Source organism: Gloeocapsa sp. PCC 7428 (assembly GCF_000317555.1).
GTDB lineage: Bacteria > Cyanobacteriota > Cyanobacteriia > Cyanobacteriales > Chroococcidiopsidaceae > Chroogloeocystis.
This window is the reverse complement of sequence record NC_019745.1, coordinates 1867456-1888761: the sequence shown is the minus strand read 5'-3', so window position 1 is coordinate 1888761 and position 21306 is coordinate 1867456. Positions and strand designations below refer to the sequence as shown.

Here is a 21306-nt window from a genome sequence, read left to right as displayed (position 1 = left end):
AAGAGTGGTAACTGGTAACTGGTAAATATCTTTTTGTTTTCGATTACCGATTACCCATTACCCCTTTCCCAACGAGAAAACCAAATTTATGCCTAGCGAATTTGATCCAGCATTACCTAGCATTCGCCAAGTTCAAACCTTAATTAAACAAGTAAACCGCGTCGAGTTAAAACTTGTCACTGGCGATTTAGTCATTGGCAAAATTAGCTGGCAAGATCAAAACTGTTTATGTATTATCGATGTAAATAATCAGACTATCATCGTCTGGCGACACGCGATCGCTTATCTTAAGCCAATAAACTAGTAGATAAAAGTGGTTTAAAGTAGACTAATCTTCTTCCGTATATACCCACATTGGCTCAGTTTCGCCTGCGCGCTCAAATCCACACCTTTTATAAAACTCAATTGCCTGTTTGTCTGCAAGGAGGATATGTTGATGAAAACCTTGGTAACGAGACGTTAAAATCTTCATAATTTGTCTACCTACGCCCTGTTTCTGATACTCTGGCAAAACAAGTAAGTGAGGATAGTAAACGACTAAAAAGTTATCAGAAATAGCGTTGCCTAAACCAGCTAGCTTACTTTTATCCCACGCAGAAACTAGAAAGTGAGAATTCATTAGTGCATTGTAGAGTTGCTGAGGTTTATTAGCTGAAGACCAATCATTCGCTTTATATAAATTAAGAATACTGTGGCGATCAATATCATAATTCTCCTTATAGCTAATTTTTACTTTGTGCATATTTCATGTTCTTTGTTTACTTTTGAGAAGCAGTAAATCTTTTGTCTGACCGTTTACCTGCTAGTTGCGAAATTACAGATCGCTCGATTCGACACAGCCGGACATCTAAAACTTGCGCACCGTGTTTTTTATAAAAAGCGATCGCACGGGTATTGCGATCCGCAACCGTCCATTCTAACCTGCCACAATTTGCTTCCTCTGCAATTTGTGCCAAACGTTGCAACAACGCTGTACCAATTCCTTTACCGCGCATTAGCGGCTGTACATACAGATCGCCTACCCAAAGCGTCGGCTGTGCTAAAAAGCTAGAGTAAGCGTAGGAAAATAGCGCAAATCCAACCGCAACATTATTTATTTGGGCTAACAACACTTGTGCGAGTGGAGGTTGAGCGAATAAAGTTTGCCTTAACTTATCAATCGTGATTTCTAGAGGCTGGGGATACCTATCAAAGTTTGCTTTTTGCGAAATAAATGAAAGAATTAACTCCCGATCTTCAATCGTTGCTACGCGAATTCTAATATCAATTTCATCCATTTTCAGCTTCCTGAGTACGCCTACTACTCACTGTAGAGAAGCAATCAATAGATGTCCAATATATTTTTAATAGCTCATTTATACTTTAAATATATAAATTGAACAACCATTACCTATTACCAGTTACCTAAATGGAACTGCGACACCTACATTACTTCATTGCAGTTGCAGAGGAACTACATTTCAGTCGTGCAGCAGAAAGATTGCACATTGCCCAACCACCATTAAGTCAACAAATTCGAGACTTAGAAGTCGAGTTAGGGGTTCAACTTTTTGAGCGAACCAAGCGCAGAGTAGAATTAACAACTCCAGGAAAAGTGTTTTTAGAAAAGTCACGGCTAGTCTTACAACAAGTCGATCAAGCAATTATTGCAGTTCAAAAAGCCAGTCGTGGTGAAATTGGTCGATTAACCTGAGTTCGGGTTAAGCACTTTGAGATAAAAGCCAGTCCATCTGAAGGCTGGGTTTCTTAGGTTGATGGCAATAAGCGATTAATCCACACAGAACGTTAACGCAAAAATTCACAGGACTACGGTGCCTGGAATGTTCAATCTGAGAAATATTCTTGAGTTGGTCGTTAATAGTCTCAATAATGGAACGTTTACGGGATAAAAGCTTGTCATGCAGAAGCATCAACTTGTTTTTCATATTGCGCCGAGGTTTAGCAAAAAACTGAATACCGAAGTCTTCTAAAAGTTGAGCTGCCAGTTTTTGAGAAACATAACCTCTATCGGCAAAAATCTTGCCAAACAGCTGACTAAGTAAATCAGGAACTGGCTGACGGTCATCAACATTACCAGGAGTGATAGTCACATTTAAGAGTTGACCAAGTTCATTGACGACAATATGAAGTTTGAAACCATAAAACCAGTCCACAGAAGTTTTGCCACGAGCCGCTAAACCTTGAAACACTTTGTGTTGAGCAATCCGTCGATTATGACAGACTTTTAAGCTTGTCGAATCTATCAAACCGATACCTGTACATTTTCCAAAACAATGCTTGAGGTAAACGCACAACGGTATCAAGGTCGATGGTAGCCATTCAATAAATCTTTGATAACTCGGAAGACCTGGAAAAGCATCACTCCAATATCGTTTCACTTGATTCAAATAAAAATACTTAAAATTTCGGTAGTGATTCTGATGAAACGCAATCAGTATCGTCATTATCTCACTCCAACATAGACCTTTTGAACGATTACGTTTTATTCCTCCATGACTTAATAGCTTTTTGTGCCACTGCGCTTCAAAAGCCTTACAGAAATCATCTACATGGCAAAACAAAGCCTCTAAACTAAACATAGGGCAGGTTGCTGGATTTGTCGTTATTTTCAGCTTACTACCTGCCCCTTTCCTTATCCCGAACTCAGGTTCGATTAGTAATTGGTTTTAACAGTTCAGCGACGTACAGTGTATTGCCAAAGATTTTACGTGTCTTTCGCGAACACTGCCCAGATGTAGAGTTAGATTTGCAAGAGTTAACCACGCACCAACAGTGCGATCGCCTTCACCAAAACCAAATCGATGTCGGTATTCTTTATTTACCGATTGAAAGCCGCATCCTTAGTACTACGACTGTATTACAAGAAAGCCTTGTTGTCGCGATCGCCGAAACTCACGCCTTAGCAGCATTACCCGAATTATCACTCAAAGCACTCAGCCACGAACCGTTTATCATACCTCCGCATCATTTAGGAGGAGGGTTATACAACCAAATTCTACGCTTTTTTCAACAGACAAATTTCACGCCAAACGTTGTGCAAGAAGCAACGCAACTGCAAACAACAATCAGCTTAGTCGCTGGCGGTGTTGGTGTCGCCCTTGTACCTGCTTCGCTGCAAAATTTACAAAGACCAGGGGTTGTTTATAAAATGCTTCAAGAACCCACACCAGAAATTGAAATCGCTGTAGCCTGGCGACAACACGACTCCTCTCCAGTTTTACAGAAGTTTGTTAATACCGCCGCACACATTACGACAGAATAGGAAAAATACTTTGTACGCCTTGGGCTGACAGTAACTGCTGTAGTTGATTCAACGCTGGATAAGCTCCACACAACAATAACAAATCGCCTGCTTGTAAATTCATACTGTTATCAGGAAACCAAAAGAATTTTCCATCACGCCGAATTGCTTGTACCTGTACACTGCAACGCGTAAAAACATCCAACTGAGCCAAGGTTTGATTAACCACGGGGCTATTCACTCCAAGTGTAATCCAGTGACACAGCATATTTTCATCATGAATCGCCACTTCACCTTTCGCTAATTCGTCAAACGCCGCGAGTTCCTCAGTCGTTCCGACAAGTAACAAGCGATCGCCTGTTTGTAAAATTGCTGTCGCATCAGGATAATCGACTTCTTCACCTTTCGCTCGACGGATTGCTATCAAACTGACACCAGTAAGATACCGTAAGTTTGCTTCTTCCAACGTCATGTCAGCCAGCGGAGATTTGTCAGGTAAACGATACCAGCGGCTATTCATATCTCTAGCAGCTAGCTGTAACTCGCGCGAAACTTGCGCAGGCGATCGCGCAGGGCGCAATTCGAGATAATGATGCGATCGAATTTGCTGCATTTCTTGTTGAATCACTGGTAGTGCTAAACCTACCCCTGCTAATAAATGCGTTGAAAGTTCGATACTCGCTTCAAACTCTGGTTGGACAACTTCTCTTGCACCGAGTTGATACAGCAATTCAATATCTTGATCTTTATTCGCACAAACTACGGTATCAAGTTCCGGTGATAGTTCCAAAGCCCGCTTCAGACACAAACGCGTACTCATCGGATCGCGCAAGGCAATTGCGAGCGATCGCGCTTTATCTACCCCAGCAGTTTCTAATACTCGCAAACTACTCGCATTTCCATACACATACGGTATATGAGTTTCACGTAACTGTTGAATTTTACTTTCTGACTGGTCAATCACCACCACAGGTAGCCCGTGTTCTTGCATCAGTCGCACTAAATTACGCCCCATCTGTCCATAACCACAAACAACCAAATGACCTTGTATTGGAATATCTGATGCAACTTCTTTTGGTACATCCGCATCTAAATATGGTCTTAGCCAAGGTACAGATTCTGCCCAATTAAAAAACGACGGAACTAACCGCAACACAAATGGTGTTAACACCAGCGTCACTGCGGTTGTTCCCAAAATTAAAAGATATACTCTGCGAGAAACTAACCCTAACGCCTGTCCTTCGCTTGCTAAAACGAAAGAAAATTCCCCAATTTGTGCTAAGCCTAATCCTGCTAATAAAGCTGTTTTCAACGAGTAGCCAAACGCTTTGACTAAAGGCGTAACAATCAAAAACTTACCCAACCATACCAGCGCCACCAATCCTAAAATTAACTCTAAGTTTTGCCAGAGAAACACCGGATCGATCAACATCCCGATCGCCGCAAAAAATAGCGTGGCAAAAATATCACGCAGTGGTTCCACATACGTTAAAGTTTGATCGGCGTACTCCACCTCCGAAATCATCAATCCGGCAACAAATGCCCCCATTTCAATCGAAAGACCTAAATGTTCTGTGAGTAGGGCAATGCCTAAGCATAAAGCCACAACGCCAAGTAAAAATAACTCCTTACTTTCGGTGCGTGCTAAGAGTCTCAACAGCCCTGGAATCAGCCAAATTCCGGCAGCGACTGCACCTCCAGCAAATAAGCCAATCCGCAAGAGCGCAGTAACGACCGCAAGACCGATTGTTTCAGCAGGTTGATCCAAAGCTGGTAAGACCGCCAACATTAATCCTAGTGCCAAATCTTGAACCACCAAAATTCCCAGCATCACCTGTCCGTGGGTGGTTTCCGTTTCGTTACGTTCCATCAAGCACTTGAGGACAACTGCGGTTGAGGAGAGTGACAAAATTGCCCCTAAAAACACGCCTTGCGCTGGAGAACTCACCCAACCGACAAAGAGTGAGACTAAGGCTGTTATCAAAATTGTTAAGGCGATTTGTAACCCACCACCACCTAAACTAATAACTTGAACTTTTTTTATTTCAGCAAAAGAAAATTCAACACCCAAAGCGAACAATAAAAACGCAACGCCAAACTGTGCCAGAGTTTCTACTTGAATTAATTCTTTGATTAATCCTAGTCCCGCAGGACCAACGACCATACCTCCCAAAAGATAACCCAGTAGTACTGGTTGACGTAATAGCGCCGCTAACAGCCCTCCACCAGCAGCGGCGGCGAGAACCAAAACTAAATCAACAATTAATCTAAAATCTTCTTGCACAAGTTTTTAAAAGAACTATTAAGGTCTATAAACTTCAGCATACAAACTTTTCAGTTTCTCAGAAAAGTAGCACGACTGAATTTTGATGTCACAACACGCACCATAAAACCTATGTTGATTGCTTGACCCTCTAAACTTCTATAAGCATTACCTGAACTTTGACCTTTGACCTCCAACTAGTTGGACAGAGTAACCACAAAGAGCTAGTCTAGATCGTCAAAATCAGCTTCAGGTTTTTTCGTTTTATGACTCACCAATACCGCGCGTATAATTTCTGGAAAAAATTAGTTAATTTTGGAAGCAATCATCGACTATTTAAATTTAAGCGCCTGATCAGCTTCTTATCGCTAGGCTTAGTTGGAATTGTGGCGATCGCTTTGCCCATAACCTTCAGCACACCCGCAGTCGGTGCTTTGCAAGTTCGAGTTTCTCCAACCAATCCGAAGTTAGGAGATACAATCGCTGTTGCGATCGAGCAGCAACCAGGCACAACCGGCAGGACTCCTACCATCAAGCTACAAGACAAAACATACCCTGCTTTTGAAATTGCCCCAAATCGATTTCGAGCGATGCTACCAACAACGCCGCTAGAACAACCTGGTGTACGTCGATTTCAAGTTATAGCTGGCGATCAAGTACGTAATATTGCTGTGAAAGTTGGCAATCGCTCATTTCCCATCCAACGCATCAATCTTCCTCCTGGAAAATCAGGAATCTCCGCCACACAATACGAACTCGACCGCGTGGCGGCGTTTAAAAAACTTGTGACACCACAAAAATACTGGAATGGTGCTTTTGCCCGACCAAACAAAGGTCGGATCAGTGCGATTTACGGCGTTCGTCGCTACTACAACGGTAAATTTGCCAAAGATTACTACCATCGCGGTGTTGACTATGCAGGTGGCGTCGGTTCGCCGGTGGTAGCACCAGCATCAGGACGCGTTGCTTTGGTTGGTACAGTATCGCAAGGCTTCCGCATTCACGGTAACATTGTCGGCATCGATCACGGTCAAGGAGTCACAAGCGCTTTTTTACACCTCAGCCGCATTGATGTTAAAGAAGGAGATATGGTCAAACCTGGTCAAGTCATTGGCGCAGTAGGAGCCACAGGCGCAGTTACAGGACCTCACTTGCATTGGGGATTGTATGTTCATGGCGAAGCGGTCGATCCCGTACCTTGGCGCGAACAAGGATTTAACTAATTGCATCAAGCTTGATCGTTTTGCGGGAGAACTGGGAAAAATTAATACAAGGTTACTGCGATCTATTGAGCAAGCGCCGTGGAGTTTGGAAGCGTTATGAGTATCCAAAAGATAGTAGAACAAGCTTTGCATGATGGTTATTTAACACCAGCAATGGAAACCGAGGTCGGTCGAATTTGCGACACAGCAGCGGAACTTTCCATTGAAGATTACATGGCACTCGACAAGCTCATGGGAGCGCTATTAACAGGGGAAGTTGTTGCAGTACCACGCAAGCAATTCATCAATGTGATGGAAGAATTAGTGCTGACCGAAGCGATCGCGCGAGTAGCAGAAATTCAAGTGACAAGCGTACATACTATTGACGTCGGTGATATTGCCGCTTACGCGTTAAATCGTCTGCCGCCGCTTTATGCGACAACTGAAGAAGGTGCTAAATACCAAAGCCAAAGAGCGAGTGAAGAACTACAAGATTTAATTCGCGAGCAAGTCAGCGCGGCGATCGCCCGCAGTCTCGATCAACCCCATTTCTTCCCCGAACGGCAAGCTATCAGCAAAAGTACAGGAAACGAAGTCCTCAAACAAGTCAGTAGCCTCCTACAAGCGTACGCGCCTAATTTTGAAGAACAAACAGCTACAGACCATGAGGTATCTTAATCACTCTCAGACAAAAATTTAATAAAGATTTACCAGTTTTTCACGCATTTTTTCTCATACCTCAGGCACATTATAGCTAGGAGTTCAGTCATATTCTTTGGTATCTGGCTTGTTGTCGCAAGCTGATTGCCGAGATTTGTGATTTAGCAAAAATAGTGTGGCGTGAGGAATAGTGATGCTAGAGAAACTGATATTAGCGGTCACAGCTACGTTTTGCCTTAATTTGTTTTTGGGAGTACGTTTGCCAAACAAGACCGTTACCTATCCAAGTTACCGTATAGGAGAAACCCCAACGCGTTTAGTCAATTCCCCAAATCGCGCAAAGATACCTCAATTACCTGCGGCTTCCATCCCTTGGTAGCTTTAGCAGCAGTGCAGAGGAGATTGAGAAGCATGAGTTCTTTGTTTTGAATTCTGAATGAGAGAATTTAACTCAAAACTCAAAACTCAAAACTAACCGCTCACTCCTCACTCCTCACCCCTCGCCCCTCTATTGAGCCAGTGATAAATCTGGCACTCAGGCAAGGAACTTCCCTACAACTGTGGTGTCTAATAATGAGGGAAGTGTCGAGCCAGTGGCTTTTATGAGTCAATCAATTCCTGTAAGCTGGTCATCTGTTGAGGCAAATATTCCTCAAACACCAGTGCAAGTAGACAGCTTATCTAACTACGATTTAATCTTGCGTTGTCAAGCTGGGCTACGCCCAGAACGAAATGCATTTGCTGAATTGTTACGTCGGTATCAATCCCACGTTGATAAGGTTTTATACCATCTGGCTCCCGACTGGCAAGATCGAGCAGATTTAGCTCAAGAAGTTTGGATTCGAGTTTATCGCAACATCAAGCGCTTAAACGATCCAGTGAAATTTCGAGGTTGGCTGAGTCGGATTGCAACAAACCTATTCTACGACGAGCTACGCAAACGCAAGCGCAATTCTAGCCCGTTATCGTTGGACGCTCCCCGTGCAGTGGAAGATGGAGATATGGATTGGGAAATTGCCGGAGATCACCCCAGTCCCGATGAAGAGTTAACAACACGGGAGTTTTACGAACAACTCCAAGAGGCGATCGCTGACTTACCCGAAGTTTTCCGGACAACAATCGTACTGCGGGAAATCGAAGGCATGGCGTATGAAGACATTGCCGAAATTACTGGTGTTTCCTTGGGTACTGTTAAGTCTCGAATCGCGCGGGCGCGTTCGCGATTACAGTCACAACTTCAACAATATTTAGATGGTTAGTGATTCTTGACTTGATGAAGATAAGTAAAAAAGCAGATAAGGATTATGTCTTAAAGAAGATTCTCAAAACCTTAGATTTTTGAAGATTATTAGAAGTAGCAGTTAACTAGCGTGAATAGTTGGCTCGTTTCCTCAATCACATTTGGTAGTAGTGTTAAAATGACGTCTGAGATCAAGTTGCCACGTGAGCAATCCCAAAAAAAGGATTCGCCAGCAATACACACTGGTTATGCTAAACCAACAGGTGTTATGGATAGATGTCAGCGCGACCGTTTCGAGTTATTAAGTGCTTTTCTTGATGGTGAAGTCACAGCAGCAGAACGGCAGCAAGTAGAAGAATGGCTGGCGAATGACGTAGAAATGCAACGTTTATACGCCAGATTGCTCAAGTTACGTCAAAGTATACGAACGCTACCAACACCGACCGAACACGAGCCAGTAGAACAAACTGTACAGCAAGTCTTGACTCGGATTGATCGGCGTCGATCGCGGCGAGTAGCCCTCTGGGGAGGAACAGCGATCGCTGCATTATTTGTTGGTGCATTGTCTGGCGTATTTACTGGTCGTCCATCACTGCAAATCGCTGGGTTGCAACCAGTACCTGAAGCCGACGAAACTTTAATGGTAGCGGTGAACAGTCCAGTTATCGAAATTCCCAAAGCAGCCGTCGTTGCTCCAGAACCACACTTTATCAATCAAGCTGACTACCGTCACGAGTAAAATTTAAGCAACTACGAGTGGTTGAATGATCGTTACTTACAACCACTCCACCAACCATCCGGTAGGAGTTTAGCACCAAAATGATTAACTTGCTTTAATGTCATAAAATACGCCCAAGCAGAAGTAAGAAAAGTTAAATCTAAGTTGTAAGTATCAATCTGCTGGCGATAGTATTCATTTTCTGCGATCGGACGGTGAGGATTATAGTCTTCTAGCAAATCAAGGTGAGTTAATATTTCTGCATCAGCAAACGAAAGCACAAACCCTTGTACGCGATTCTCACCCGAAGTCATCGCCGGATAACCAAAAGGAAGATGATAAAGCTGACCAAAAGCGATCGCCCGTTTTACCCTCAACACTTTATCCGTACAGTAGTGTTGATAGTTCATCTGTCCAGGTTTTAGAGTTCCATAGACAAATACATCAACGGATTTTAGTTTCATCTTACGCTGATTTTCCACTTTCCCCTTTGACGACAGCAGCACCAATAAGATGCGCTAAACGTAATGCTTCCGGCACTTTTCCACAATTTGTCAAACGTTGTAGTACGGCAAACGTTACTTCAGGACTTGCCCCAGATACTTGAAAGAAAAAGGGTGGATACTGATAAATCGTACCAGCACGTTGTAATATTTGTAGTCTTTGGGCAGATTGCGGTAGATGATGTATCGCTGCTTGCATTGCTTGAAGATTAGGTAAGCGTCGCATGACAGCAACACATGGAAGTGACAGTGTTTGCGAAAGCAAGGGAAGATCCACCAGATTAAATCCACCAAAAGCAATACCATCAAGCAGCAAAATGTGCAACTGTGGCAAGAATTTTTTCCCTACTAGCAATTGACAAATGATTTGGGTTGCATCCCAGCCATCCTGCTGCACTTCTCCCCAAACCATCCCTTCAAATCGAGTATCTGCACAAACTACACCAGCAATACTAACTTTTCCGCTGCTGCTAGGGCGGGAAAACGGTGCATCATCAAACCCAATAACACGAATAGTACGACGGCGTCGTAGTAAAGACTCTAAATCCATGCAGTGGATTGGAAACCACAACATTTGTAAACAAAAGCTAGCAAAATGATTAGCAATTGGCAACTCAAGTGTAGTTGTGACTTTAGCCACCAAGCAGCAGCGATCGCGCTGACTGTCGTGTTTATTTACTGCTACATTTTGGAGAGTAGCTTGTGAATACAGCTTTCTAATGAATCGTGTCTTTTCGCCATTGCAACAGTTTTTGATTACCTGGCTGCTGATTTTGATAAATGGTTGGGTAACGCTCAATGCCTTAAGGTTTATTGGAGAACTACTCAGCATTTTGATTACGGCTGCGTTGATTGCATTTTTACTCAATTACGCGGTTGTAGCTTTGCAATCGTTTATACCTCGAAGTATTGCGGCAATCCTTGTTTACTTATTAGCCGGAGTCATTGTCGTTATCACTGCTGTGACTTTAGTACCGCCAGTGTTTATTCAAGCACGGCAATTAGTCGTTAATTTGCCATCGCTGGTAGCCTCTGCACAACAGCAGTTAACAATGTTTCAGACTTGGAGTGTAGAGCATAACTTACCGTTTGATGTCCGCATCTTAGCATCACAGTTTCTCGCACGGGCGCAAACTTTAAGCGAAGCGATCGCGACGAAAGGCTTTGGTTTGGTACTGGGAACTTTTAATTGGGTATTAGATTTAATTTTTGTTTTGGTCATCTCGTTTTATATGCTCATTGATGGAGAGCGATTGTGGCAAGGTTTAACACGTATTTTTGCACCAACGATTCGTGAAAAGCTGACAGAATCACTTCAGCGTAACTTACAAAGATTCGTTTCTGGTCAGCTATTACTCGGTTTATTCATGGCAGTAACGCTGACACTAGCTTTTTGGACATTGCGCGTGCCATTTTTTCTTGTATTTGCGGTTTTTATTGGTTTTATGGAAGTGATTCCCTTTATTGGCGCAACTTTAGGAATCGCAACGGTAACAATTGTAGTCGCGTTTATTGACTGGTGGCTTGCCTTCCAAGTTTTAGCAGTTGCGGTAGCACTGCAACAAATTAAAGATAATTTAGTCGCCCCTCGAATTATGGGAAACCTGACGGGGTTATCTCCTGTAATTATTTTCGTCTCGTTGCTATTAGGAGCGCAACTTGGTGGTTTTTTGGGAGTAATTTTAGCAATTCCTCTTACTGGTGTTGTGAAGAGTTTAACAGAAATTGTATTTGACCCCACACTACCACCTCAAACTGGCTCGTTTTTTTATAACCCACTCGATAGTAGCGATCAAATCTTACTTAAAGTCAGTTCTACGACTAATGATGATGGTAATAATTTATAGATAGCGTTTCTCTGTAAGTTATGAATATCCGGTTAGAATTGCTAATAGCTAATATTTAATTATTCGTGATTGATAGTCTGGTGATTTAACCAAAGATGATATTAGCATTAAGCTTGAACAAAAGACTGTAGACGCAGAGTAAGCAGAGCAGAAAATTGATAGAATTGAGCTTAATTAAATTTATGATAGTAATCATTCGTAAAAATAAAGAGCTTCTTCGCGTTATTCTTGCTGTATGTATTATTGTAGTTGGTCTACTTCACTTTGCAGTACCTGATATTTTTGTCAGTATTGTGCCATCTCTTTTACCATATCCCTTAGAGCTAGTTTATATTAGTGGCGTTTTTGAAATTCTAGGAGGAATTGGGTTATTAGTTCCTACAGTTAGTCGCGCTGCTGCGTGGGGACTAATTGCACTTTTTATTGCGGTTTTTCCTGCCAATATTAATATGGCGGTAAACCACATTCATATTGATAATATTCCTGATTCTCCTTGGTTTCAGGTTGTAAGATTGCCGTTTCAAGCGGTTTTAATCGCATGGGCGTGGTGGTATACAAAGCCTGCAACTGATATCAAAAACCAAGCAGCAATTATCAATTTGTATGAAAGAGAAACTTAGCACAGAAGTTTATGTATTGCTAAAACGGCGATCGCTTTCGGCGTAGCGACATTCTTTGGCGTTGGCGAGCTAGAGCGTGCTAAAGTTAATTACAATGATTCTCATCTAGTAATAATCTACTAACTTAGCGCCTTAGCCTCGCTATGACACTGATCCTCAACCAAGCAAACTGGGATGAATTACATCAGCAGGCTCCCAAACTTCAACTTGACATGGTGTCTGATGATTTGGAGCACATTACAGGCATACCAGAGTGCATAGGTCGCGGCTATAATCGCAACATAGAGCTATCGCCAGGGCTGTGTTTAAATTTCTATGATTGCGAATACCAGCAGGACTTGATAGTAAAAGCACCTGTTCACGAGCATGATATCCAAATTGTGATTTTGCTGTCAGGATTCATTTACTTTGAGGCAGTTCATCCTAATTTGGGCGGGGCGTGTGCTTATTTTTCAGGTAGCGGAATTTCACCAGCGTATGTTGAAAAGTACCGAGGCGGAGAGCGTTCAATCCATGTGGGTGTAGACATTGAGCCAGAATGGCTAAACTCATTTTTGCAGGAAGATAAGCAATACAATTCTGATATTCGGAGGCTACTGTTTAAAGGAGATGACTGGAAAACATCGCTTTACCCAACAGTAACTTTGAAAATGCGATCGGTGGCGCAACAATTATTGAATGCACCCTATCGAGGTGCGGCGAAGCGGATGTATCTTCAGGGAAAGGTATTTGAGTTATTAGCAATACACCTCGACCTAATTTCAGTAGATCAAAAGCTGCGTAATTTACCAAAGCTAAAGCCTGAAACAATCGCCCGTTTGCATTACGCTAAAGAAATTTTGACGACACAATTTGAGAATCCGCCATCGCTACCAGAGTTAGCACAACAAGTGGAGGTGAGCGATGCCTGCGGCGGGCTACGCCTACGCACCCTTCAGCGGGGATTTCGCGAACTATTCGGTACAACCGTGTTTGGCTACCTGCACAATGTGCGCATGGAGCAAGCAGAACAGCTGTTACGCAGCCAACAGATGCGAGTCTCGGAAGTTGCTCATGCAGTAGGCTATTCTCATTTGGGACATTTTACTGAGGCATTCAAGCGTAAGTTTGGTATGACTCCAAAATAATGTCAGATGGGGAAAGTTAATGCATTGTAATTAAAGAGTCGTCATAAGTTAACTCACTCAATGACGCTTTAGGGATAAAAAATTGGCGTTCTACCGTGTGGCGGTACCCATACAAATCTTGTAATCTTGCAATTTAGGTTTGTTGATAAAGATTCTTGTTTGGTGTGGGGCATGGTTAGAATGGGTTTGCAGGGCAGATTTCTATGGCTAATTCAAGATGTTGTCAAAGTGGGAGCGATCGCCTTTACCCTATTGCTAACCTCAGCAGTTTATGCATCAGAGAACATTAACACAAAAGAACGGGTATCTTCTTTACCTCAGCTTACTGAAGACCAACCCGCGACAACCGTCAAAGAATGGCTCGCGCAAATCGAAGCGTCGGTAGTACAAATTACGAATGTGCGTGTAGAAGCAACAGAGGAAGGCTTGCAGGTAGTGCTGGAAACAGCAAATGGCGATTTTGAAGTGCCGGAAACTCGGATTGTGGGCAATGATTTGATTGTGGATATTGCAGGTGCGGCGATCGCTCAAACGTTTTCCCAAGCAAATCCAACCGAGGGAATTGCGCTGGTGAGTGTAACAAGTTTACCAAATAACCAAGTACAGGTAACGATTACAGGAACCGATGCGCCACCTGCTGCTGAGGTGACATCAGAAGCTCAAGGATTAGTGCTAGCAGTGACTCTGGAGGATGCTGATACTGTAGCGGATGAGGATGCGATCGAGATTGTGGTGACAGGTGAGCAAGATGAGGGATATAACCCGTCGAGTGCTTCTACAGCGACGCGAACAGATACACCATTACGGGATATTCCCTTCTCAATTCAAGTTGTGCCGCGAGAGGTGCTGGAAGACCGCAAGGTGAGAAATCTGAATGAAGCAGTGGAAACCGTTAGCGGTGTTGCTCGTGGAGGCGGACTTTATGGCAATGGATCAATTACATACAACAGAATCATCAGAGGATTTGACCAGGGATTTTCAGGAGTTACTAGTTTCCGCAATGGCTTTCCCGATACCGATTTTTTTAGCCTCTTACCGATTGGAACCGTTGAGCAAATAGAAGTGCTGAGAGGACCTGCTTCAGTTCTGTTTGGAGCAGGGGAACCTGGTGGAATCATTAACTTCATTACACGGCAGCCTTTAGATGAACCCTATTATAATGCGACATTTGCGGCAGGAAGTTATGGGTTATATCAACCCAGTATTGATTTATCAGAACCGCTGACAGATAACAATTCTGTTTTATATCGCTTCATTGCTAGCTACCAAGGCTCAAGTGATTTTCAAGGCTTTGCCGACTCAAGGTTAACTACGATCGCACCCTCTCTTACCTTTAATTTGGGAGAGCGAACAGAGTTAGACCTATACTATGAATACACTCACCTTTATGCTAATCCTTCTGCTGCTGGCACTAATACTGTAATTCTCAGCGATGGTAGTTTGCCTCCTCGAAACTTTGCTCCCTACTATCCTGGTTTAAGCCTTCTAAATGTTAGAGTTGACAGATTTGGATACAGGCTGGAACACGAATTAAATAACGACTGGCGAATCAGAAACAATGTTGCGCTCAACCTGACTCATTTTAGAAATGATGTGGCAGGATTTCCTAGTACAGTAGAAGACGATCGCTTTGTTGGGGGATTTGATGCCTCCAAAGATAATTATCAGAGAAATAATTTTTTCGGACAGATCGACTTGGTTGGAGAGTTTGGAACTGGCTCAATTTCCCATCAAGTTTTAGCAGGGTTTGATTTTAATCGCTTCAGTAATGAAGGCAATAATGTCGATACTGATACGCCTCTACCTCCTCTGGACATTCGCAATCCAAATTACGATATTCCAACTCCTAGCTACTCAACAATCCCTACCTTCTCTGATTTCAATTTGGTACGGCGCTCGTACGGTGTTTATCTTCAGGATCAGATTGCGCTTCTAGATAATCTCAAACTTTTAATTGGCGGTCGCTACGACTGGGTTTCAACTGATCTTGCAGTAGATCTGACCACACCAGGAGATGTCATTGATCGTCCAACCCGCAATGACGGTGCCTTTAGTCCTCGTGCGGGTTTGGTCTATCAACCTAGTGAAAATGTTGCGCTCTACGCTAGCTACACGCGATCGTTTGCTCCTCTTTCAGGGTTTGATAACACGAGTACGGATGCAGATGTTATTTATGAGCCATCGAGAGGAACTCAATACGAAGTTGGTGTAAAAGCTGATTTTCTAGATAGCAGACTTTCGGCAACCATAGCTGCCTATCATTTGACCAGAACCAATGTTCTTACACCCGATCCAGATGACCCTACTCGTTCTATTCAAACTGGAGAGCAGCGCAGTCAGGGGATTGAGTTTGATGTGACAGGTGAAATCTTACCTGGTTGGAACGTAATTTTGTCCTATGCATTAACCAATGCAGAAGTTACTAAAGATAACACCTTTCCTGAAGGCAATCGATTAGCAAATGTACCAGAAAATCAAGCAAGTCTCTGGACAACTTATACCATTCAAGAAGGTGCTTTAGAGGGCTTAGGATTTGGTTTAGGACTGTTTTATATCGGTGAACGGCAAGGTGATTTAGATAACTCGTTTCAACTAGGTGATTACTTACGAACTGATGCAGCACTTTACTATCGAAGGGGACGTTTCAGAGGTGCGATTAATATCCGTAACTTGTTTGATGTAGACGAGGCAGCGTTTGCCTTCAGCAGAACTCTTGTTCAAAGAACTGAACCCTTTACAATTGTCGGTTCGGTGAGTTGGGAATTTTAGTGGACAACTTCTCCCAGTTAGAACTCAAAGATACAGGCTGAATATGGGTTAATTCTGTAATGCTTCACAATGAGGAAAAAAGTGTTCCGTAAAGCCAAGCTATTTCTACTCTTCTTAGCAGCAGTTTTTGTCTTCTCTATCGCTGCTTGCAATAGTAAGACGCTGTGGCTTCAGCCAGGCAGAATAAATTCAACAACTAAACAAATAGAGCAGTCAGACTCTGCACAAAAATCAGCAGCAACAAAAATTGTGAGCCATGCTTTAGGACAAGCAGAAATTCCCCTCCATCCTCAGCGCATTGTGGTACTAGATGGTAGTTACCTTCTCGACCCGTTATTAGCAATAGGCATAAAACCAGTGGGTGCTGCCACCTGCCCCTACTGTATCAACTCGGATACGCTTAATCAGGTTGTTGCTGATATTCCGCTTGTGGGTCATCGGGAACAACCATCTTTAGAAAAAATTATCAGTCTAAAACCTGATTTAATTGTGGGACATATATGGCAAAAGCAATACTATTCACTCTTGTCTATGATCGCGCCTACGGTAATGATAGATACGGCTAGTGGAGTCGATTTCAAAAAAAACTTGAAATATTTAGCCGAAATCTTAGACAGGAGCGATCGCTCTGAAGAAATTTTAGCTGAGTATGGTAAACGAATTCAAACGTTTCAGCAACAGCTAGCCGAAAAGTTGAGGACTAAAACAGTATCGGTTCTTCACCTTTACGGGTCAAATATTGCTGTTTATGGATCGGATTTTGTGCCATACGGTCAGATCATGCTCGATGCCGGTATACCGCTCATCCCTGCTTATAAAAATCTCAAAGGCTACTTAGAATTAAGCCTTGAGGCTTTGCCTGATTGGGATGCCGATATTTTATTTATTGACATACTCCGTAAAGACGATTCTGAAAACCTTAAATCACTATCGTTCTTGAAACAACCGCTCTGGTCAACATTAAAAGCTGTACAGAATAACCAAGTATATGTAGTGAGTTGGGCTAGCACCGTTGTAGGTCCAATTACAGCTAATCAATTTGTTGATGAACTTTATAGATATTTTAGTGATACTCTTTAAGCTTATAAAAAAGTATACGCTGCTCATTTAGCAATCCTACTACTGTCATTTCAAAGTAGTGATCTGAAAAATCATCCTCATATGCAAAAGTAACTATTTATCCTATCGTTGAAGCGGTAGGAGAACGGGAGCGATCTGTATCATTTTTTATTTAGCGTACTAACTTGAGATTCACGAAACTGGAGACAGCGTTGTAAAAACTGCTGAGGAATTTTGATATTCCCGCCAAAATGAAGGTGAAGGTAAGATGTATGAACTTGATATGCCTGCCATCCTTCCAAGGTTCTAAAGCTGGAGTTGTATCCTTGCAATTCATATAAAGGCGCTGTAGATGTTTGATTGAGCCGCGATCGATGAAACTCGTGTCCCCATACTGCTGTTCCCGTTGCTATAAGTGGACTTTGCAATACATTGGCTCGGCGATAACCGAGTGTTAAGCGAGAATCCATAATTGCTGTTGCCGGAATGATGCCTACCATTGACCAAGATTTTCGCTCAAAATCGACGATCGCCTGCGACAAATACATTAACCCACCACATTCGGCATATGTAGGCATTCCTTGCTCAATCGCTTTTTTTACTGCTACTCGTGCTGATTTGTTTTCCGCTAGTTGTTGGGCAAATACTTCAGGAAAGCCGCCACCTAAATATAATCCGTGAATGTTTTCTGGTAAGTCAGGATCAGTTAATGGACTCCAATAAACGATCTCTGCACCCAGTTGAGCCAGAATTTCTAGATTATCTGGGTAGTAGAAACTAAAAGCGCGATCGCGTGCCACTGCTATTCTGAGTGAAGTACTATGGGTAGCACTTGCGATCTTTTCTTCATCTTCTGTCGTTACGCTAAAGCCACTCACTCGTTTTAAAAGTGGTAATAGCTGTTCCCAGTCAAAACAGGTTTCTCCAAGTTGTGCAAATTTATCGATCAATTGATCGAGTTGCGTCATTTCTGCGGTGGGAACTAAACCTAAGTGACGATCGGGAATTGTTAAATCATCTGAACGACGTAATATACCAAGAATTGGTAACTGTATTGATTCTAGTGCTTCTTTTAAAAGTTGCAAATGGCGATCGCTACCAACGCGATTTAGCACAACCCCCGCAATTTTGACTCGTGGATCGAACGAACGATAACCGTGAGCGATTGCCGCTACAGATCGCGATAACCGACTACAGTCAATGACAAGTAAAACTGGTAACTCTAATAACCGTGCAATGTGTGCTGTACTTGCTGTGTCATCAATACCCGTAGCACCATCAAATAATCCCATAACGCCTTCTACCACCGCACAATCAACACCTTGACTGTGATGTTTGAAGGACTGCTTTACATAAGCGTCATTAGTCAATATCAAATCTAAATTTCGGCAGGGGCGTTTTGTTACATACTGATGAAACATCGGGTCAATGTAATCAGGTCCAACCTTGAAAGATTGCACCTGTAGTCGCTGGCTTAGATAAGCAAGCAACATCAGCGTGACTGTCGTTTTACCAACGCCACTACGTTCTCCAGCGATAATTAATGCCATTTAAAGTAAAAAAGGGACGCAGAGGAGAAACGATATGTAGTTCTCATTGAGTGAAATAGTAACGAACGGCTAAAGATTGGAGAAAAACAAATAGAAGCTTGAGTACTCCTATGAGTTATTTTATATGCGCCAATTAAGAAAAGCCGAAAATTAAGGAACCCAGGCATTTAAGCTTGTTTGTCAAATTTTCATGACAAATAAAGAGCCATCTTTGTCTTTTTGTTATAGATTCATGACATTGCGATCCCCGAAATGCTGATTGATGCGTAGAATTACTCAAAGCTCCCTTGGTTCCCCCTTGATCCCTGGGAAAGATTTGCGGCTAAATAGTTATTAACCAGCGATCCCCACGATCCCGAAAAAATGCTGTTTTTTTGGCATACGTGGATTGGCAAGGATGTACCAACAAGAGCCGTTCAAGAAGCTAAATGCATAACAAAACATTCAGATGCCCTCACCAGTCAAACTTGATTGCAGTCATTCAGGCACTGGATGTCACCGACAGAACGGAGTTTTTGTCCGGCAACAGAATAATTGATTCAAATTACCGGAGACAAAATTCATGGCTAAAGAACGCCCACCTTTAGATGAGATGACCTTGCGGCAACTCAGAAGAGTTGCCAGTGAATACGGTGTCTCGCGTTATAGCCGAATGCGGAAGGCGCAACTGCTAGCGGCAATTCAACAAATCGAGCGCACAAAAGTTTCTGTTGTTCCAACTCGTACACTGGAGGCACAAGAAGCAGTGGAAGCAGCTAAATTTGAATTAGGTCAAGATGACCGTACAGGTGGCTCCTTAGCTGATGTAGATGAAGGTTTAGCCGAATTACCTGATGGTTATGGCGAAAGTCGGATTGTGTTACTGCCTCGCGATCCTCAATGGGCATACACGTACTGGGATATCCCCAACGATCATAAAGAAGACTTGCGCAAACAAGGCGGACAACAGCTAGCACTGCGCATTTATGACGTTACAGACATTAACATCGATTACCAAAGTCCCCACAGCATTCAAGAATATCCTTGCGATGAGTTAGCGCGAGAATGGTATTTACCAATTCCTGTCAGCGATCGCGACTACGTTGTCGATATTGGTTATCGCTGTGCTGATGGTCGTTGGTTAGTTTTAGCACGTTCTGCACCTGTTCACGTACCGCCTGTTTACCCTAGCGACTGGATTGAAGACCATTTCATTACTGTCAGCTTTGAAGAAGATCTACGCAGTAAAACTGTCTACGAACTTGTACCACCAGCTAAGCGCATGGCAACCGCTGGAGTTCAACACGACAGCAATCCGATCTACGATGAGATCTTCGGTATGGCTCAAGGTGTTGAAGCGCAAAGAGTGGCAGGTTCGCTCTATGGCTCAATGCAGCAAGTACCAGGTTCTGCGCAGATGGTTGGTGTAGAGTCAATTAGCTCGTATGTCACTGCCTCTGGAATGGGTATGTGGGCTGTACCAACAATGTCGGGTGTAGGAATGTCCGGTGTTGGGATGTCGGGTGCTGGCTTCTCGGCTTCGGCAATTCCGATGCGCCCGCGTCAGTTCTGGTTAATCGCAGATGCCGAGTTGATTGTTTATGGTGCAACCGAACCGGATGCTACTGTAACGATTGGCGGACGTCCGATCAAGCTTAATCCTGATGGTACATTCCGCTTCCAGATGTCCTTCCAGGATGGTTTAATCGACTATCCGATTATGGCGGTAGCCGCTGACGGCGAACAAACACGCTCAATTCATATGAAGTTCACGCGCGAAACGCCATCACGGAATACGAATACAAAAGAAGAAGCGGTTCCAGAGTGGTTTGCTTAAAGCATTATCTGCCACACTGATAAATAGATTACAAAATCCCTCGACAATTGTCGGGGGTTTCTTTTCGCTAAAGATTATGACACCTGAAGAAATTGCAAGTACGCTTACGGAAATTTTTGAGCCAGCAACGGTACAAGCGATCGCGCCTGGTTCGTGGCAAGTTGAAACTTCTGAATTCCGTTTGTTGGTACTTTTATCTGACGATCAATCGTGGTTGCGGCTTTTACTACCAATTATGTCTGCTGAAGCGGCACAACCTTTTATAGAACAATTGTTGGCTGCCAATTTTGATGATACCCAAGAAGTGCGCTACGCGCTGCAACAAGGTGTTGTTTGGGGTGTATTTCAGCACAGAACGGAAAGTTTGGTGAGGGCTGATTTAGCAGATGCGATCGCGCGTTTGGTTTCGCTATACCAAGCCGGACTCAATGATGTATTTTCACAATTAGTCGAAAGTCGAATGCGTCAAATCATCTTTGCAGCAAAACAGCAAGGATTGACTCTCGAAGCAACGCTGCAAAATCTCGATCGCTTTTACGAAGAAGGAATTTTAGGCGATATGGAACAAGGAGCGCAGTCACGCGAGGAAACGTTAACAGCATGGCGGCGACAGCTAGAACGCTTGTGGCAAGAAGTTGAGTAAGAATAGAAGATTAGTGATTTTTCCTGCTTTTCAATTAAAAATTTTGTT

21 protein-coding genes are annotated in these 21306 nt (G+C 43.1%); 14 read left to right on the top strand and 7 right to left on the bottom strand.

Going from position 1 to position 21306, the window contains the following annotated elements; translation table 11 throughout:
* The first annotated feature begins 88 nt into the window (after positions 1–88).
* Positions 89–304, top strand: a complete 216-nt coding sequence (locus GLO7428_RS08290) for a hypothetical protein (RefSeq protein WP_015188115.1) — start codon at positions 89–91, stop codon at positions 302–304.
* Positions 305–328: 24 nt separating this feature from the next.
* Here the strand turns inward: GLO7428_RS08290 and GLO7428_RS08285 are convergent, their stop codons facing one another.
* Both GLO7428_RS08285 and GLO7428_RS08280 read right to left on the bottom strand, forming a co-directional pair.
* A complete protein-coding gene (locus GLO7428_RS08285; RefSeq protein WP_015188114.1) occupies positions 329–742 on the bottom strand; it encodes a GNAT family N-acetyltransferase in 414 nt (137 codons plus the stop codon).
* A gap of 16 nt (positions 743–758) precedes the next feature.
* On the bottom strand, positions 759–1277 hold the full coding sequence (locus GLO7428_RS08280; protein ID WP_015188113.1) for a GNAT family N-acetyltransferase: 519 nt from the start codon (positions 1275–1277) through the stop codon (positions 759–761).
* 131 nt (positions 1278–1408) lie between these two features.
* Here GLO7428_RS08280 and GLO7428_RS08275 point away from each other — a divergent pair, with 131 nt between their 5' ends.
* Positions 1409–1693, top strand: a complete 285-nt coding sequence (locus GLO7428_RS08275; RefSeq protein ID WP_041918559.1) for a LysR family transcriptional regulator — start codon at positions 1409–1411, stop codon at positions 1691–1693.
* A 7-nt stretch (positions 1694–1700) separates the two neighbouring features.
* Here GLO7428_RS08275 and GLO7428_RS08270 read toward each other — a convergent pair whose 3' ends face one another.
* The gene (locus GLO7428_RS08270) at positions 1701–2579 is read right to left on the bottom strand and encodes an IS982 family transposase (protein ID WP_015186563.1); all 879 of its coding nucleotides are present in this window, start codon (positions 2577–2579) and stop codon (positions 1701–1703) included.
* Between the two features lie 8 nt (positions 2580–2587).
* Between GLO7428_RS08270 and GLO7428_RS08265 the strand changes: the two genes are divergently transcribed.
* Positions 2588–3262 (top strand): LysR family substrate-binding domain-containing protein, encoded by a 675-nt coding sequence (locus tag GLO7428_RS08265; protein WP_081588056.1) that lies wholly within the window; start codon positions 2588–2590, stop codon positions 3260–3262.
* Here GLO7428_RS08265 and GLO7428_RS08260 read toward each other — a convergent pair.
* On the bottom strand, positions 3249–5525 hold the full coding sequence (locus GLO7428_RS08260) for a cation:proton antiporter (protein ID WP_015188112.1): 2277 nt from the start codon (positions 5523–5525) through the stop codon (positions 3249–3251). The two genes, GLO7428_RS08265 and GLO7428_RS08260, sit on opposite strands and share 14 nt — an antisense overlap.
* 245 nt (positions 5526–5770) lie before the next feature.
* Between GLO7428_RS08260 and GLO7428_RS08255 the strand changes: the two genes are divergently transcribed.
* The 4 genes from GLO7428_RS08255 (at position 5771) to GLO7428_RS08240 (ending at position 9345) form a co-directional block, all read left to right on the top strand.
* Positions 5771–6727 carry a M23 family metallopeptidase gene (locus GLO7428_RS08255; protein WP_015188111.1) on the top strand — a complete coding sequence of 319 codons (957 nt, stop codon included), beginning with the start codon at positions 5771–5773 and terminating at the stop codon, positions 6725–6727.
* A 96-nt stretch (positions 6728–6823) separates the two neighbouring features.
* The gene (locus GLO7428_RS08250; protein ID WP_015188110.1) at positions 6824–7384 is read left to right on the top strand and encodes a late competence development ComFB family protein; all 561 of its coding nucleotides are present in this window, start codon (positions 6824–6826) and stop codon (positions 7382–7384) included.
* 584 nt (positions 7385–7968) lie between these two features.
* The gene (locus GLO7428_RS08245) at positions 7969–8625 is read left to right on the top strand and encodes a sigma-70 family RNA polymerase sigma factor (RefSeq protein WP_041918558.1); all 657 of its coding nucleotides are present in this window, start codon (positions 7969–7971) and stop codon (positions 8623–8625) included.
* Between the two features lie 159 nt (positions 8626–8784).
* Entirely contained in the window at positions 8785–9345 is a 561-nt protein-coding gene (locus GLO7428_RS08240) for an anti-sigma factor (protein WP_015188107.1), read from the top strand.
* Positions 9346–9377: 32 nt separating this feature from the next.
* On the opposite strand, the gene GLO7428_RS08235 is transcribed toward GLO7428_RS08240, so the two are convergent.
* On the bottom strand, positions 9378–9788 hold the full coding sequence (locus GLO7428_RS08235) for a gamma-glutamylcyclotransferase (RefSeq protein ID WP_041918557.1): 411 nt from the start codon (positions 9786–9788) through the stop codon (positions 9378–9380).
* 1 nt (position 9789) lies between these two features.
* Positions 9790–10401, bottom strand: a complete 612-nt coding sequence (locus GLO7428_RS08230) for a DUF99 family protein (protein ID WP_231295567.1) — start codon at positions 10399–10401, stop codon at positions 9790–9792.
* 145 nt (positions 10402–10546) lie between these two features.
* Here GLO7428_RS08230 and GLO7428_RS08225 point away from each other — a divergent pair, with 145 nt between their 5' ends.
* The 5 genes from GLO7428_RS08225 to GLO7428_RS08205 all read left to right on the top strand — a co-directional run bounded on the left by GLO7428_RS08225 (position 10547) and on the right by GLO7428_RS08205 (position 17270).
* Entirely contained in the window at positions 10547–11674 is a 1128-nt protein-coding gene (locus GLO7428_RS08225; protein ID WP_015188104.1) for an AI-2E family transporter, read from the top strand.
* A gap of 182 nt (positions 11675–11856) precedes the next feature.
* The gene (locus tag GLO7428_RS08220) at positions 11857–12294 is read left to right on the top strand and encodes a DoxX family protein (protein ID WP_015188103.1); all 438 of its coding nucleotides are present in this window, start codon (positions 11857–11859) and stop codon (positions 12292–12294) included.
* Positions 12295–12437: 143 nt separating this feature from the next.
* On the top strand, positions 12438–13421 hold the full coding sequence (locus tag GLO7428_RS08215; RefSeq protein WP_015188102.1) for a helix-turn-helix transcriptional regulator: 984 nt from the start codon (positions 12438–12440) through the stop codon (positions 13419–13421).
* Between the two features lie 171 nt (positions 13422–13592).
* A complete protein-coding gene (locus tag GLO7428_RS08210; protein WP_015188101.1) occupies positions 13593–16190 on the top strand; it encodes a TonB-dependent siderophore receptor in 2598 nt (865 codons plus the stop codon).
* Between the two features lie 69 nt (positions 16191–16259).
* Entirely contained in the window at positions 16260–17270 is a 1011-nt protein-coding gene (locus GLO7428_RS08205; protein ID WP_015188100.1) for an ABC transporter substrate-binding protein, read from the top strand.
* A 140-nt stretch (positions 17271–17410) separates the two neighbouring features.
* On the opposite strand, the gene GLO7428_RS08200 is transcribed toward GLO7428_RS08205, so the two are convergent.
* Entirely contained in the window at positions 17411–18799 is a 1389-nt protein-coding gene (locus GLO7428_RS08200; RefSeq protein ID WP_015188099.1) for a cobyrinate a,c-diamide synthase, read from the bottom strand.
* A gap of 562 nt (positions 18800–19361) precedes the next feature.
* Here GLO7428_RS08200 and GLO7428_RS08195 point away from each other — a divergent pair.
* Entirely contained in the window at positions 19362–20615 is a 1254-nt protein-coding gene (locus tag GLO7428_RS08195) for a DUF4912 domain-containing protein (protein WP_015188098.1), read from the top strand.
* A gap of 76 nt (positions 20616–20691) precedes the next feature.
* Positions 20692–21258 (top strand): hypothetical protein, encoded by a 567-nt coding sequence (locus GLO7428_RS08190; RefSeq protein ID WP_015188097.1) that lies wholly within the window; start codon positions 20692–20694, stop codon positions 21256–21258.
* The last annotated feature ends 48 nt before the right edge of the window (positions 21259–21306 follow it).

Excerpts from the sequence above, each read along its gene's own strand:
- GLO7428_RS08230 (WP_231295567.1), bottom strand. The coding sequence starts at position 10,401 with ATGTTGTGGTTTCCAATCCACTGCATGGATTTAGAGTCTTTACTACGA.
- GLO7428_RS08220 (WP_015188103.1), top strand. The coding sequence starts at position 11,857 with ATGATAGTAATCATTCGTAAAAATAAAGAGCTTCTTCGCGTTATTCTT.
- GLO7428_RS08240 (WP_015188107.1), top strand. The coding sequence starts at position 8,785 with ATGACGTCTGAGATCAAGTTGCCACGTGAGCAATCCCAAAAAAAGGAT.
- GLO7428_RS08190 (WP_015188097.1), top strand. The coding sequence starts at position 20,692 with ATGACACCTGAAGAAATTGCAAGTACGCTTACGGAAATTTTTGAGCCA.
- GLO7428_RS08205 (WP_015188100.1), top strand. The coding sequence starts at position 16,260 with ATGAGGAAAAAAGTGTTCCGTAAAGCCAAGCTATTTCTACTCTTCTTA.
- GLO7428_RS08290 (WP_015188115.1), top strand. The coding sequence starts at position 89 with ATGCCTAGCGAATTTGATCCAGCATTACCTAGCATTCGCCAAGTTCAA.
- GLO7428_RS08245 (WP_041918558.1), top strand. The coding sequence starts at position 7,969 with ATGAGTCAATCAATTCCTGTAAGCTGGTCATCTGTTGAGGCAAATATT.
- GLO7428_RS08255 (WP_015188111.1), top strand. The coding sequence starts at position 5,771 with ATGACTCACCAATACCGCGCGTATAATTTCTGGAAAAAATTAGTTAAT.
- GLO7428_RS08270 (WP_015186563.1), bottom strand. The coding sequence starts at position 2,579 with ATGTTTAGTTTAGAGGCTTTGTTTTGCCATGTAGATGATTTCTGTAAG.
- GLO7428_RS08215 (WP_015188102.1), top strand. The coding sequence starts at position 12,438 with ATGACACTGATCCTCAACCAAGCAAACTGGGATGAATTACATCAGCAG.
- GLO7428_RS08280 (WP_015188113.1), bottom strand. The coding sequence starts at position 1,277 with ATGGATGAAATTGATATTAGAATTCGCGTAGCAACGATTGAAGATCGG.
- GLO7428_RS08275 (WP_041918559.1), top strand. The coding sequence starts at position 1,409 with ATGGAACTGCGACACCTACATTACTTCATTGCAGTTGCAGAGGAACTA.
- GLO7428_RS08250 (WP_015188110.1), top strand. The coding sequence starts at position 6,824 with ATGAGTATCCAAAAGATAGTAGAACAAGCTTTGCATGATGGTTATTTA.
- GLO7428_RS08200 (WP_015188099.1), bottom strand. The coding sequence starts at position 18,799 with ATGGCATTAATTATCGCTGGAGAACGTAGTGGCGTTGGTAAAACGACA.
- GLO7428_RS08195 (WP_015188098.1), top strand. The coding sequence starts at position 19,362 with ATGGCTAAAGAACGCCCACCTTTAGATGAGATGACCTTGCGGCAACTC.
- GLO7428_RS08210 (WP_015188101.1), top strand. The coding sequence starts at position 13,593 with ATGGTTAGAATGGGTTTGCAGGGCAGATTTCTATGGCTAATTCAAGAT.
- GLO7428_RS08225 (WP_015188104.1), top strand. The coding sequence starts at position 10,547 with ATGAATCGTGTCTTTTCGCCATTGCAACAGTTTTTGATTACCTGGCTG.
- GLO7428_RS08235 (WP_041918557.1), bottom strand. The coding sequence starts at position 9,788 with ATGAAACTAAAATCCGTTGATGTATTTGTCTATGGAACTCTAAAACCT.
- GLO7428_RS08285 (WP_015188114.1), bottom strand. The coding sequence starts at position 742 with ATGCACAAAGTAAAAATTAGCTATAAGGAGAATTATGATATTGATCGC.